The organism is Algibacter sp. TI.3.09, from assembly GCF_038154905.1.
GTDB lineage: Bacteria > Bacteroidota > Bacteroidia > Flavobacteriales > Flavobacteriaceae > Algibacter.
The window spans coordinates 126119-141297 of the sequence record NZ_JBAKAN010000007.1 but is presented as its reverse complement, the minus strand read 5'-3'; the positions used below and the strand labels follow the sequence as shown (position 1 = coordinate 141297).

Annotated in this window: 6 protein-coding genes; 2 read left to right on the top strand and 4 right to left on the bottom strand. The window is 33.1% G+C overall.

Annotated elements, in window-relative coordinates; translation table 11 throughout:
- The first annotated feature begins 1238 nt into the window (after positions 1-1238).
- Positions 1239-2483, top strand: a complete 1245-nt coding sequence (locus tag V6246_RS17195) for a glycosyltransferase (protein ID WP_341561696.1) — start codon at positions 1239-1241, stop codon at positions 2481-2483.
- Between the two features lie 9 nt (positions 2484-2492).
- Positions 2493-6686, top strand: coding sequence for a phosphodiester glycosidase family protein (locus tag V6246_RS17190; protein WP_341561695.1), 4194 nt, complete (start codon positions 2493-2495; stop codon positions 6684-6686).
- A gap of 253 nt (positions 6687-6939) precedes the next feature.
- Here the strand turns inward: V6246_RS17190 and V6246_RS17185 are convergent, their stop codons facing one another.
- Genes V6246_RS17185 through V6246_RS17170 form a run of 4 tightly spaced genes read right to left on the bottom strand, consistent with a single transcriptional unit; the run spans position 6940 to position 15102 of the window.
- Positions 6940-8436, bottom strand: a complete 1497-nt coding sequence (locus V6246_RS17185; RefSeq protein ID WP_341561694.1) for a DUF4998 domain-containing protein — start codon at positions 8434-8436, stop codon at positions 6940-6942.
- A gap of 56 nt (positions 8437-8492) precedes the next feature.
- A complete protein-coding gene (locus tag V6246_RS17180; RefSeq protein ID WP_341561693.1) occupies positions 8493-9845 on the bottom strand; it encodes a DUF4959 domain-containing protein in 1353 nt (450 codons plus the stop codon).
- Positions 9846-9870: 25 nt separating this feature from the next.
- Complete coding sequence (locus tag V6246_RS17175; RefSeq protein WP_341561692.1) at positions 9871-11814, bottom strand: RagB/SusD family nutrient uptake outer membrane protein; 1944 nt, start codon at positions 11812-11814, stop codon at positions 9871-9873.
- Positions 11815-11850: 36 nt separating this feature from the next.
- Complete coding sequence (locus V6246_RS17170; RefSeq protein WP_341561691.1) at positions 11851-15102, bottom strand: SusC/RagA family TonB-linked outer membrane protein; 3252 nt, start codon at positions 15100-15102, stop codon at positions 11851-11853.
- Positions 15103-15179 lie beyond the last annotated feature (77 nt).

Genomic DNA, 15179 nt, shown 5'->3' with positions numbered 1-15179 from the left:
ATTACCAAACAATATACTTATGAACTTTCTAGCTAACTACGTTGCCGTTTTTAGCGGCTGCAAACTTACAACCTTTTCTGAAACTCACAATGTTTTTTTGACTCTTTTTTTAAAAGTTTTTTACCGCTTTTAAAATCTTAATCAATCAACTTGTTTATGAACGTTACGCCTTTAAAGTTTTACCTTTTTTAGCGGGGTGCAAATATAGATCCCTTTTTGGTTCTGACAACCTTTTTTATGAAGTATTTTTGAAGTTTATTTTAACCAAATGTTTACCAGCGATTTACATAACAACTTTCTTTTGATATTACGCTTGTATTTATCGTTATTGTTAATTAACGCGTTTACGCTACTCTGTTTATATCATATTTTAGGGTAAATTTAATTTAACTGTCTCTTTTTTTAATACAATTGACAGTGATATAACATCGCTTTATATGGTGATACACTCATTTCAACCATTTATTTAGTTTTATAATTATGGTTTTTGATGTGTTACTGTATTTTTTGTTTGTTTTTTAAGGTTAGTTAAAACTAAAAGGGTTCTCATTTTTTTAAATTTCAGGTAAACAATAATGATGACTTAATTCATCCTTATATATAGAGACATGTGTTTATTTTAGTTTTGATATTATTTACTACCTTATATATAGGTATAACTATTTTATTGTTTCTCTTTTTATGTCTACCTATATATAATAGGTATCTAATGATTCGATAGTACTTCTCCCCTAATTTTAGTTTACACCTATATACATAACATTATACGCTTTGTAAACTAAAACTATATTTTGGTTTAAAAAGTGATTCTGCAAACTAGCACTGCGTTAGGGATTGAACGGCATGTTTGAGCTCTTTTTGTGTGGTTACGTCTATGCAACACAAAAAAGCGAGTAGTGAAAGCCCGACTCTAGCTATACCACTAGAAGGTATAGCTAGAGTAACGCCCAAACAACAACCTAACTCAACCAATTTATTCTTTTTTTACAGTTTTTCTTTAAAACTTAAATTTTAATTACGAAAACGCACAAAAAGATGATTAAAACACAACATTTTATGACAAACTCAAAATATTCAATTATCAATTTACCCAGATTAGAGGTTTAAATTTAAAAACACATAATTTATGGTAGCTTAAATTTTTGAAGTGATAATTTAAACAAGGCTCTGCCTGAAAACCTTTTAATTTTTTGAGCTATAGTCTATATTTAAAGGATACGAACCTTTATTTATAGAACATGCGAATAGGTATTATTATTGGTAGAATTGGCGGCGTGGACGGTGTTGCGCTAGAAACTGAGAAATGGATTGATGTATTAAAAAAATTGGGACATGAGGTGTTTATTATGTCTGGAGAATTTGAGTCGTGGACTATGGATTACGACCATGATTACTTGTTTCCTGCTTTATCTTTTTTTTCGGTAGAGGCTGAATGGGGACAACGCAAAGCTTTTTATGAACCGGATAAAGATCCTGGACCATTGTTGGAACATGTTGAGAGTGCTTCGAACATGATTCATGATGCCATGGTTAAATGGGTGGGTGACAAAAAGATTGAGGTTTTACTTTCTGAAAACGCATCGGCACTACCCTGCCACCTCTCTATGGGTGTTGCCATTAAAAAACTGATTAAAACTACAGGCCTGCCTATTGTAACTCATGATCATGATTTTCACTGGGAACGTGGTGAGCGCTATGTATCGGCTCATCCGGAAATTAACCAATATGTAGATGATAATTTTCCGTTGTTATTACCTGACGTAAAACATGCCGTTATTAATACGTTTGGTGTAGAAACGTTTAAAAACAGATTTGACATAGACGCTACTTTGGTACCGAATGTTATGGATTTTAATCGCATTTACGGTGTGCCAACTCCAGAAAATCAGTTTTTCCTTAAAGACTTAGGTATTACCGAAGATGAAATTGCCCTTTTGCAAGTTACCCGTATTGTGAGACGTAAGGGTATTGAGACTGCCATTTCTTTAATTGATAAACTAGATGATAAAAAGCTAAAACTTGTTATTACTGGTAATAATAATGATGATGAAAATAAGGAATATTATAATGAATTAATAGACCAGATACATCAACTTAATTTATCGAGTCAAATAATATTTGCTGCAGATAAGGTTTTAGATCATAAAGACCTATCGGACGTTTATGCCCACGGTAGAGCTGCAACTTATTTTAGTACCTACGAAGGTTTTGGGAATGCTTTTGTAGAAACTGTACTTGCCAAAAAACCAATTTTTGTCAATAACTACAAACCGGTTTACATGCAAGATATTGGTAATAAAGGTTTTGAAACCGTAATGATTGAAGATGGCAACCTAACTGCAGAAAGCGTGCAACAGATGTCTAACATTATATACAACCCACAACGTTGTCTAGAAATTGGTGAATATAACTTTGAGATAGGAAAAAAGTATTTTTCTTATGATGTACTAGAAGAGAAATTAAGCAGTCTATTTAAATTTTAAAAACAAATAATGATTAATAATAAAACAGCGAAAATACCTAACATATTAAATACATTAAGAAATGAAAAAATAAATACTTGGTTTGACCTCGGTTTATTTATTGATAAATTTAAAGAACAAAATTTAGCATCGGCCTTTAAAGGAAAGGCTTCTACTTTCGATGCTGAAATTGAAAAAGGTGGTGTTGCGTTTCTTACCTTTTACTTTACCATAGATGGTATTACGGTAGAAACGGAAAAATATGCCAAAATCTTTAAAAATATTTATCCCGATATACCCATCCACTTTATTGCTGGAGATATAAAGGATGAAGCAGATGAGCTAATCCCAAGTAGTGCTTTTAAAAAAGTAATTCCAGAAATGGAAGCCTTTGATGCTTGGCCGCTATACGAAGACTTCTTTAATATAAAAATGGAACGTGGCAGTGAAGCTTACAATGCACTTATTGGGAAATTTTGGAAAGAGGTTTTAGTTTTAGTCGAAAAACTGGGTAGCTACATTGAGGAAAACGATATTTCGCTGTTGTATCTCATTAATGTTTGCTCCAACCCAGGAAATGTTTCACTGGCACTTGCCACAGTTTTAATTTCGGAATATTTAGGTATTCCTGTAATAAACAACAATCATGACTTTTATTGGGAAGGCGGTAATAGAAAGGAAGACATTGCAAAGAAAGGCTTAAAAAAAGGCCCGAGAGATTTCTTTTTTCATAATGCACATATTGGCGAATTTTTCTCTGTTATAGAAATGGTTTACCCATGGGAAAGTCGTTCTTGGATGAATGTGAATATTAATAAAATGCAGCAAGAGCATCTTATTAATATTAATGGTCATAACCCAGCAAATGTAGCCTTACTCGGGACTGCTGTAGATACCAAAATGCACCAAATGAGTAAACGTGATATTATAAAAGCGTTTATGCAAGTATCTACCATTTTTGCTAATGAAAAAGACACCATTACCGTACATACTGCTGCGCACCATAAAGACAGTGAACGCTCGCTAAAACCAATACTTTTAGGACATAAAACTATTAAAAATTTCGATTTTGTAAACAACAACATCGTATTTCTACAACCTACACGAGTAATTAGCAGAAAATCTATTGAGCTTAACTTTAAGCTTATTAAACGTTTGTTTTCTTACGACTCATTTGCTGAGAAATTTTCTACTAATCCGCAGTTAAAATTATCACTCATAGTTTCTGGTCCTATTCCTCATGGCCAGCAAAATTACTATCGCGATTTAAAAGGAGATTTTACAAATTTCCTTAAGGAACTTCCAAAGGAATATAAATCTCGTGTATTACTCGGCTTTCTATTTAGTGAATTTGATAAAAACGAGTTTAAGAAAAAATATAAGAAACCTTTAAATATTGAACAACTATACGATGTTGCTTCTCTAATTTTATTACCAAGCCAAACCGAAGGACGTGGCTTACCTATTATAGAAGCCGCAGCCTGCGGCACACCTATATTTTGTAGACAGTATGAACCAAGAGAAGTTTACGACCAGGTTATTGGCAGACACTTAGATGAATCTCTACGTTTAAACGTTTTAGAGTTTAAAGGTTCTAAAGTCCCTAAATTACTAGCCGAAAAAATATGTGATCATGTGTTTTATCCTCAAAACCGAATGGTAGATGTTACACATAACCGAAGCGTGATTAACAAACGCTACAGCATAGAATCTTTAGAAAAAAACATGCGATATATTATTGAGCGCATGTGTTTACAACTTGATGCCTTAGGTAGTGAAGATAATACGCAAGTTGTTACCTTATTAAAGGAGTATAAAAAATCGGTTGATTTTGAAAATGAAGATTTAAATGCTATCCTGAATAAAAAAACAAGACATTATTTACCAGGATATGGCCGTTTATCTTTTATGCTGTATTTGAAATCTTTAATAGACCCTAGCTTTTTTAGAGTTGAAGAGCAGCTTGTAAAAGGAAAAGTAATGCGTTATGCCAGAATGATGGAAAACGATATTCCTGATTTAGTAAACACAAATTTGCAACAGATCCATAAATACTACAATGCTATTGATGATATTTTTAAATATGTAGATGGTGAAATTTCAACGAGACATGATCATGCATTAACGTATAGACATAGAAATAAAAAATCTTTCGCATATCAGGCTTTTACCTATCAAGAAGTAACAGGTTTAGTGAATATGATTTATAATGATATTTTTAAACCTCAGCATTTAGCCGATTTAACTTTGGCTCCACAGTTTTTTGCAGATTGGGAATTGGCTCTTTTTCAATTAACCAACAGTAAATACTTAGGTATTGATGATCGAAAAATATTAACCACCAATTTAAAGAAGAATGTTCCAAAAGGATACTTCCCGGGACGATACATTAAACATGAGTTAGAGTATTTTGTTTTGCAGCCCATTCGTGCTCAATTAAAATTAACTATAGAAGAAGAACTTACAGAAGAAGTGCTACAAAGTAGCGTAGATTCTCTAGAAAAGATATACATATTTATTCATGAGCCGAGAATAACCAAGTGGTTCTCTAGTGCCAACATTAAAGAATATTTAGAAAGTGGTAAAGAACCAGAGTTGGGTTTACTATATAAAGCAGGCGTTGTTCAAATAGTTGAAACAAAACAATGGTCGGAAGGTGTACATTTTCCGCAAATGGGACCAAAAGCCATCAAAATTTTAAGAGATATCAAAGAAGCAAATGGTTTTTTAATAACCAATGGTGAATATTCTGCTATGATGACTGATATTATAGAAATTGATCACTTCCACATTGGTAAGGTTTTATATGAAATGACTGCCAAAATTATGGGTATACCAAAAGATAGTGGTTTTATTCAATTTGTACCAGCAGCTGTTCGAACCACTTTAGCATACCCTACTCCAATTCAAACAGCAAAAGATTTCGATCTAGCTCTAAAGAGTGATGATTTTAACGCACTGAAAAATACTATTGGAGAAAAAGAGCTACTCAAAATAATTTCTGCTGATGCCATAGAAAACGGAACGCCAATTGTTAAACTTCTTGAACAGATAAAAGAAGGTCTTAAAGAAACGAAAACCGTTGAAAAAGTAAAATCTTCTTTCGCTGGAGGGGTTTATAGCGATGGTTTACCATGGAGTGGTGTATTAGCAGAAATTGACACCAAAAAATATAAATGGAAATTTGCGGCACACATTGCAAATAAAGAACCTAAGAATGTACCTGCTCTAATCAAGGAATATAAACAAAAAAGCAAAAATAATAATAAAATAGAACTCGCTTGGAATGGTGGTTATATTTTAAATCCTGAGTTAGTAGGCAAACTTGGCCTACCAGAAACCTATATTGGTTCTCCTTTAGGTTTATTGATTATGAACAATAAGGTGTTTTGTCCGCCACTATTTAATAAACCTGCATTTATTATTTATAAAAATGGCGATGTTGATATCAGGAAAGTAAACTGTGAAGCTGGTTTAATTGTAAAAGGCAAGCAAAAAAACATTATTTTCAGTTCGAATAACTATAACAAGCATAGCGATTCCGAAGCTTGCTTTTACGATTTATCTTATTCCGAAGAAACCTTTAAAGGAAATGGAAATTTTATTATCAGAATTGCAGGAAATACTGTAAAACAAATTATTAAAACGAAAGCGGGTGAATCTGTTCCTGCTATTTCCGTAGGTATCACGTTATCTGTTCCTTCTGAAATTTTCTCTGACGCGATGTTCAAAGAAGGCATGCCTTTAGATATTCAATTATTAGAACCAGAAAACAATCCTTTTAAATGGGATGAGATTTCATATGCTATTGAAGCTGGCCCTATGCTAATTGATGGCGGAAAGCAAATTTTAAATATGGAAGATGAAGGTTGGAAAACCTCTAACTCTATTAAAACACAAGCCGCTAGGTTAGATTTCACAGATATGCGCGGACCAAAAATTGCCGTAGGGATTACTAAAGAAGGTAAACTTATGGTGCTTATGGTTAATGGAAGAATTAGAGAATCGGTTGGAGCTACTCATTTTGATATGGTTGATATTCTTTTAAAATATGGTATGGATAAAGCTATGGGCTTTGATCCAGGAGGAAGTAGCACCTTAGTAGTGGATGGAAATATTATGAATATCTCTCCTTACAATAAAAACTACGAGAAAGATATTTACTCGTTACCGCCAGAACCTAGATTTGTAGCTAATGCTATTATGGGTTGGATTGATGAATAGTTTTTTGAAAAATATTGATCACTATTTAGAAAAAACTGCATGTATAATTACTAAATAATCATAATAGATTAATTATTTCTGCTTAAACGTTTAACGACATAATAGTATTTCTAATTTTAAGCTATGTATATAAATTAAAAATTTCTGTTTTTTCTCCTAATTTTAAGTTTCTAAAACACAAAAGCCAGACAAGTAAACTTGTCTGGCTTTTGAAATAAAAATATTTTTAGCTTATAATAAACAGCTGTTTTTTTTAGATTTTATTAATAATTAAACTATTAAAATTAAAAGAAGGACTTCTATACAATACTTTTATTTTGTGAATACCTACTTCTAGTTGCACATCATTCGCAGATGACTGTTCTGTATAACTACCCCAATTTCCTGTCCCAACAACATCAATAGCTGTTAATTCAATATCATCTACAAAAATAGCTAATTGACCAACAGGCGTTCCGGAACTTTGGCTTGATGATACTGAACCAACAACACTATACGTGCCAGATTCTTGTACATCTACTGTATAAAGCAACCATTCTCCATCGCCGGACCATCCAATATTAAAATTACCTGTTGGACCAGCGCTTATATCCACACCTTCCGTTCTAAATGAATTCCCTCTATTTGCAGGTTCGCTATCATGATATCCAAAACCTTCTCCTCCTACATTATAATGCTCAGCTTCAATAGTTCCTGGAATCTCTAATACCCCATCATAGGTCCCTGTAATATTTACTATTTTACTTGTGCTTTCTACAATAATATCATAAAGTCCATCATTTAAACTCAATTTTATATTATCATTTCCATCATCACTTGCACTCATATAGTCAGGAACTGTAGCGAAGTAAGAAAAACCATATTGCACTTCTGAATCTAAATCGGCATCTTTAAATGCTCTCATAACATCATTAGCTTTTAATGTGACACCCTCTCCTAGATAACGACCTGGTTCTAAAGCAGAAAGCGTTATAAAAGAAGAGTTATCCCACCCAATAGATTCCACTAATAAAAAAATAGGGTCTAACGAATAATCAGTTGGTACAAATGTTATTTCTCCAGACAGAGGTGTTGTATCTAAAATAATTTTATTATCCACTTTTGGGCTAAAAACCATTTTATATTTAACGGTATACGTTTTATCGACATCTAAGTTAGGAACATCAATAATCACCCTACCTTCTGCAACCTCATTACTAATATTGGCGGGGTCAATGGAAATCGAGTTACCAGCATCATCGATAAGCGTAAATTCAAGTCCATCCTTGTATTTCATAACATCATTATCCAAAGCTGTCCAACTAAACGTTAAACTATTTACATTAACACCGTCTGACGGTAATATCTGTGGATTAGAAATAAACATATTTTTGCTTATCCAATCTTCTGAAACGGGGTACAAATCTGCATATAGTTTTATAGACTGGTTATCATCTTTATCCACACTAAAAACCTGAAAATTATAAGTATCTCCAGAATTTAGTCCAGATACTACTATAGTATCAATTACAGTTTCTGAAATAATGCTATCTGTTGCACTATATTTTATAACCATTCTTTCGGCTTTTGCATCGGTTGGTGCGTCCCAAGCTAAATATACTTTTTCGACACCTATATAAGTTCTTAAACTATCTGCCTTTCCCGGGTATACAGTTTCAGTCAGGTACTGTCTATAGTTCTCATCTTGCTCTTCGCAAGAAAAGCAGAGCACCAACAATAGTGCTACTACTATTAAGTTATTAATTTTCATAATCTTATATTTTTTTTATATTATTATATATAACATAGTATTTTATTTTAAATCTTTTAGTTAGGATTCCCATAAATAGAAATCTCTGAGGCATTACAAACAGTAGTCCCCCCGTCAAAACGCTTAAGTCCTCTATACTCTATGTATCTAAACGGTTTTGTAAACTTAGGGGCTTCAGGATACGCAATAAAATGATGCCCGTCAATAGCTTCTTGTTTAGCTTCAACTTCATCAAATGGCTTAACAATGTTTGCTCTTCGTACACGTTCCCAATTTTCTTTATCGTTACTAATCCATAATTCAAAGATTTCAACATTTTCAGACTTATAGGCATTCCCGGATTGATCATTTCCAGTTGCCCTAGAATCCCAATCACGTTGCCAAACTCTAAATCGACTCATTTGCACTTCTTGACCTAAATCAATATAGTATGAAAACGGTATAGATCCATTTGCTCCTGTACTAAAAAAGTTTTTATTTCTTAAAACGCCATCATCTACTATACCGTCCCAAAAAAGTTGAATAAAACCATCTAAACTACGCTCTTCTGCATTCCAATTATCTTCGGTTCCATCTATACCTTTATATCCGCCTTCTTTTTCTGCACGAGAAAGTGTTCTTGTCATAGTTACTTCTTGACCTGTTTCATCTAATTCAAGCCAAGTTTCCGTCATTGAGTCAGGTAAGAATTCATCTCTTAAAAAAGTAAATTTTGACTTATCTAATAACTCGTCACTAAAAGGTGTAACATCGTTATACTCTTTTGGATCTGTTACATTTTCAAAATCGTCTGCAATATCAACAGTGAAATTATACGATTTAATATCTAAATCATCAATTAAAAAGTTATCCTTCAAATCATTACTAGCATACTTAGTAACTATAGAATGGCCATCTACTTCATAAGTAATCCCAATAACTATATTCTTTCTTTGAGGATTTTCCCACGATATAAAAACACTTGAAAAGGACGGTATTACTATTAAACTAGATAAAACAATATCTGTAGTTGGCTCCAAAGGTGTTATTTCTTGAATTACCGGCTTAGACTCATTGCCCGTTCTATCTACAGAAACCAATTCTACTTTATATGGTTTTACGGATCCTAAACCTTCTATGCTCAACGAATCTGCATAAAAACTAGATGCTTTATAAATTGTTTTTTCACTATCTAGCGTATAAACAGCTTTTACAAACAATATGTCCTCGTCTTCTGGAACTTTATAAAAAAATGTACCACCACCATTTTCTGGCTTAAACGTTACATTATCTACTTGCACAGGAGGTGTTACATCTCCATTTCCATCATTATCACTATTACATGAGCTGAACATAAATACTAAGCTTACACAAACAAGCGTGAAAAAATGAAGAGTATTTATTTTATAATTTAATATATTTATTTTCATCTTTATATTTTATTAGTTAACTAAATTATCTATCCCAACCTGGATTTTGGATTAACTTAGGGTTTAATCTCAATTCGTTTAATTCTAAAGGAAATAAATAATCCCGAGGTGTTATCCATTGACGTGTTTGCTTAGTTTGTAACGAATAAAATTCTGTAGTTAAACTTTTAAAGACATCCCAACCAAGAATTGGAAGTGTAAAAAACTCAGAAGCTCGTTTCCAACGTCTAATATCATCATAACGATGCCCTTCAAAACTTAACTCAATAAGTCTTTCTTGTTGAATAATAGATCTCAATCCAGATTTATCTAGATGCTTACCTACGGTATTTACAATTCCTGCATTACTATAAACGATTTCAACATCAGGAAGTCCTGCACGTCTTCTAATAACATTTAAATCACTGTATACCTGTTGAGAAGGCCCGTTATATTCATTACGTGCTTCTGCTCGCATTAGATAAAGTTCTGCTAACCTCATAATTGGTTTAGCATAGTGTATTACTGTTGTCCAACTATTTGATGTTGTTTCTGGATGAACAAACTTTTTTATACCAATACCAGTCCAATAAAAATCTGTTGCATGCGCTTTTCCCCCTGGGGATTCTGCGTTTCTCATTTTTAAATTATTACGCGTATCCTGTGCTCTCCATACCCCTCTATCTGTAGCTAACCAGGCGTAAAAGCGAGGTTCCCTATCTAAATGCAAATTAACAGTTCGCTCTAAAGGTTGTAAAAACCCTCTATAATAATCCTCTTCTTCTGGTATAACCGTAATAGCTAATCTATTTTGATAATCAAAAGTTATATCTTCTTCTAAAGGCACACCGTTTTTAGTATAAAATGTTTCTGTCATGCGGTAACTAGCGCCTAACCATTGCCATGCATTTCTAGTATTTCCTGGATCGGTTACACTACGCATATTAGTAGCAACTTGAAAACCACTACCCGATCTATCGTTTATGTTAGAATACCCCCAAACAAGTTCACTATTCCATTCTTCTACAATAGAATATTTATTATCATACACATGTTTCATAACTCCAGAAACCTCTAAATCAGCTGCATCAAAATCACTAATTGGATGGGTGTACGTATACAACTTTTTCCCTTGAGATAATGCTTGCGCAATAGCCTCTTCTGTAGCGTCTAATGCGAGTTTCCATTTTTCAGGATCCGCTTGCAAATTAAAGTATGGTTGGCCATTTTCATCTAGAAAAGAACCATAAAATTCTGTATTTCCATTATATAATGGACTAGCCGCATACATAAGAACCTTTGCTTTAACACTCATAGCAATGGTTTTATCTATTTGTCCAAGAAATGAAATAGACCTACCTTCTGAAATACCCGCAATAGATTCGTCCAAAAGGTTAACAATATAATCGAAACAAACATCTACAGGTTGCCTAAGTTGTCTTACCTCATCTATACCGTCCGATGCTTCTACATTTTCATCTGCAAGTATAATTGGTCCATATTTATTTAATAAATAAAAATGATAATATGCTTTAAGGAATTTTACTTGGGCAGTCCAATCAGACTTATCTGCTTCCGTCATGTCTGGTACATTGTCAATATTTTCTAAAAAGGTATTACACACCCTTATACCATCATAAAGCCCACTTCCACCATTTCTACCACTCCAAAAATTCATTAGAGGATCATTAGCGGTTTGCCAACCGCCTCTCATTATTTTCGACCCTCTTAGTCGACCTGCATTACCGCCGTAATCCGCATCTAGCCTACCAAGATATTCATCTCCAGCCAAAAGCATATTGCTATTTACGTCGTCATTATATGGAAGAAACGAATAACAAGCCGCTAAAGCATTATAAGCTTTTATTTCAGTTTCAAACAAATGCTCTACTTCTACTGTATTATCAGGCACAACATCCAAATAATCCGAACAAGAGCTACATAACAAAAGGACTGTTAAAACCTTTATGTATTTTATAAATTTTATCATATTCTTATTTTTTACTTAATTTAATATAATGCTGAATTACAATGAAACTTGTAGTCCCAAATTAATTACACGTTGAACCGGGTAACCTAATCCATTACCTCCCATTTCTATATCCCATAAATCAAAATCAGTGATAGTAAATAAATTAGAGGCATTTACATAAAATCTAAACTTTTCTAGATTCAGTTTAGTTAATACATCATCAGGTAAAGAGTACCCTAACTCTACACTTTTAAGCCTTAAAAAATCACCATCTCTTAGCCACCAAGTTGATTGTTGTGCATTATTATCGACTACAGTTGTAGATAGTCTTGGCCAAAAAGCTTCTGGGTTTGGATTATTTAAATTCCAATAATCATTTGCCACAATGTCTAATGCATTACGTCTACCAACAAATGGGGCCACAGCTTCTGAATCAATGAAAAAAGAAGACATAGCAGAGCCTTGAAAAAAGAAAGAAAAATCAACTTGTTTATACCCAGTAGATATACCAAAACCATAAATTAGCTCTGGGCTCGTTGGGTCTCCAATAGCAACTTGATCATTATCATTTACCAGACCATCTCCATTAATATCTTTATATTTAATATCCCCTGGTTGGTAAACACCAAATTCTTGTTTTGGAGAATTATCAATTTCTGCTTGATCTACAAATAAACGTTCCGCAACTAAGCCCCAACTTTGGGATAAAGATTGTCCTTTACGATCTTGATAATCATAAATAAATTGTTTTTCATCTTCAACTACTTCGCTAGTTGCATATGTAAAAGTAGAGCGTCCGCTTACCCAAAAGTCTGGAGAAAAAGAATGATTAAAATCCAATGAACCATCGATACCTTTTGATGTTGCCTTGCCAATATTTCCAAAAATATCAGCACTTAATCCAACAGAATTAGGTATAAAATCACGAGGTAAATAAATATCAGATCTATTTTCTTTAAAGAAGTCTACTTGAAAATTGATAGACTTAGCTATTTTCATTTCAAATCCTAAATTAATTTTTTCTGCAACTTCCCAAGTTATTAAATTATTAGCATATCGCTCTACATTATATCCACTATAACCTGTTTGATAATTACCTCCCCATATATATCCGTTTCCATTGTTATTAACTTGAGATAGAAAGAAAAAACGGTCTGATTCTGATGCAATAGCATCATTTCCAACTAACCCATAAGTAAACTTCACCTTCATAGTATTAATAACATCTTCTAGACCTTTCCAATATTTTTCATTAGACATTACATAACCAAATCCAATTGCTGGAAAAAACCCGTAACGTTCTTTTTCTGAAAATTTCTCGGACCCATTATATCCAAAATTGGCTTCGAACAAATATCTAGAATCGTAACCGTAAGTAAGCCTTCCTGAGACACCATTGTTACGAGATGGCAACGTAGCATAGATACCAGACCCTGTGCCTTGATTCATTTTCTCTTCAGCACGCCCAACAAGCAAACCACTAACAGCGTGTTTATCATCAAAGGTTTTATTATATAATATACGTGCCTCAAAATAATTACGAGAATTTGAATTACGAGACACAACCGGATCACCCAAAGCATCTGACCCATTATCATTAATTTGTTCTAAAGTATAGGTACCTGATACTTGATCATAGTCTTTCCAGTTATAGTAAAAAGGGCTATACGTTCTTTGAGACGAGAACTCACCAAACGATTGTATTGTAGCATTAGCAGAAAATGTTAAATTTTTATTTATTTCAGACTTTAATGTTATTTGCGACAGTACCGTTGCCGAAAAATAATCTTTAAATCCTTTTACACTTTCTGCATACGGATTCACAAAAAGATCGTCTTGATTTCCTGAATTACCAAATAAAATATGTGTTGTAAAAGCGTTCGCATCATCTGGAGCGTAATACTTCGGGAATTCTACTGGATTTATATCCATGACACTATTAAAAATAGCTGTTCCACTAGAAGTAGGCGTATTAGATCTATTAAAATCTGAACTAATTTTTAATCCTACCGACGTTTTAGGACTTAACTTAATATTTAAATTTGAACGGAGATTATAATTGTTTATTTGAATGTTAGAATTAAAATTATTCTTTTTATCAACTTTCAACAGTCCGTTATCCCTAGTAAAAGAACCTGCTAAATAATAGGTTGCAACCTTACCTCCTCCGGTTACATTAATATTATACCTTGTATTTACTGCTTGAGTTTTAAATAACTCATCATACCAATCTACATTAGGATATGCATATGGATTAAGTTCATTTATTGTGTTTTCAATACGTTGCACATTATAAAACTTAGGCAATAAAGGATCATCATTAAACTGTGCTTGATTATATAATTGCATATACTCGACCCCTCCAATAACTTGAGGTATTTGAGTTGGTTGAGAAAAAGAAGACTCATATCTTAAAGAAATTACAGCTTTACCTTCTTTACCTTCTTTTGTGGTAATTAATATAACACCATTTGCTCCTCTTGCTCCATAAAGCGATGTTGCTGTAGCATCTTTCATTACCGAAAAACTAGCAATATCATCGGGTTGAACTCTTGAAAGCTCATTAGCAGAAATTTCAAATCCATCTAAAAGAATTAATGGACTACTCGCGTATCCAAAAGTAGAAATACCACGAACAAAAAACTGAGCATTATCTGCACCAGGCTCTCCACTACGTTGGTAAGATATTAATCCTGAAACACGCCCCGCTAAGGCTGTTGTTAAATTACTAGAAGGTATTTTAAGCTCACTAGGTTTAATGGTTGTTATGGATGCTACAACACTTTCCTTCTTCTGTTCACCAAAAGCAACTACAACTACCTCATCTAAAGCGGCTGCATCTTCTTTTAATGTTAAATTAATAGTATCATTTTCTCCAACAGTAACACTCTGCGACTGCATGCCAACGAAGCTAAACTCTATAACTTCGCCTTCATTCGCATTTATAGAATATTCCCCATCAAAATCGGTTTGAGTTCCACGTTTTGTTCCGGCAACCAAAATATTAACCCCAGGAACAGGAACTCCTCCTTCATCAATAATTTTTCCTTTAATTGTTTTCGTTTGTACTACGACTGTATTAGATAACTGAGGGGTTTTATTATCTTTTTTATGAATTACAACTTGCCTGTCGTTGATGGTGTATGTAAATTTATCTACACTTAAAATTTTATCAAGTACCTCTACGATATTTTCATTTTTCGCATTAAAATTTCTTACTCTTTTATTTAATAAGCCCCAAACTTCATCATCATAGATAATAACAAAGTCACTTTGGTTTTCAATTTCTGAAATAACCTTTTTCAAGGAAACATTTTCAAATTGAATATTAAATGTTTTATTCTGTGAGTGTGTATCTGTAAATGCATAACAGACGTTAATTA

Excerpts from the sequence above, each read along its gene's own strand:
- V6246_RS17195 (WP_341561696.1), top strand. The coding sequence starts at position 1,239 with ATGCGAATAGGTATTATTATTGGTAGAATTGGCGGCGTGGACGGTGTT.
- V6246_RS17190 (WP_341561695.1), top strand. The coding sequence starts at position 2,493 with ATGATTAATAATAAAACAGCGAAAATACCTAACATATTAAATACATTA.
- V6246_RS17185 (WP_341561694.1), bottom strand. The coding sequence starts at position 8,436 with ATGAAAATTAATAACTTAATAGTAGTAGCACTATTGTTGGTGCTCTGC.
- V6246_RS17180 (WP_341561693.1), bottom strand. The coding sequence starts at position 9,845 with ATGAAAATAAATATATTAAATTATAAAATAAATACTCTTCATTTTTTC.
- V6246_RS17175 (WP_341561692.1), bottom strand. The coding sequence starts at position 11,814 with ATGATAAAATTTATAAAATACATAAAGGTTTTAACAGTCCTTTTGTTA.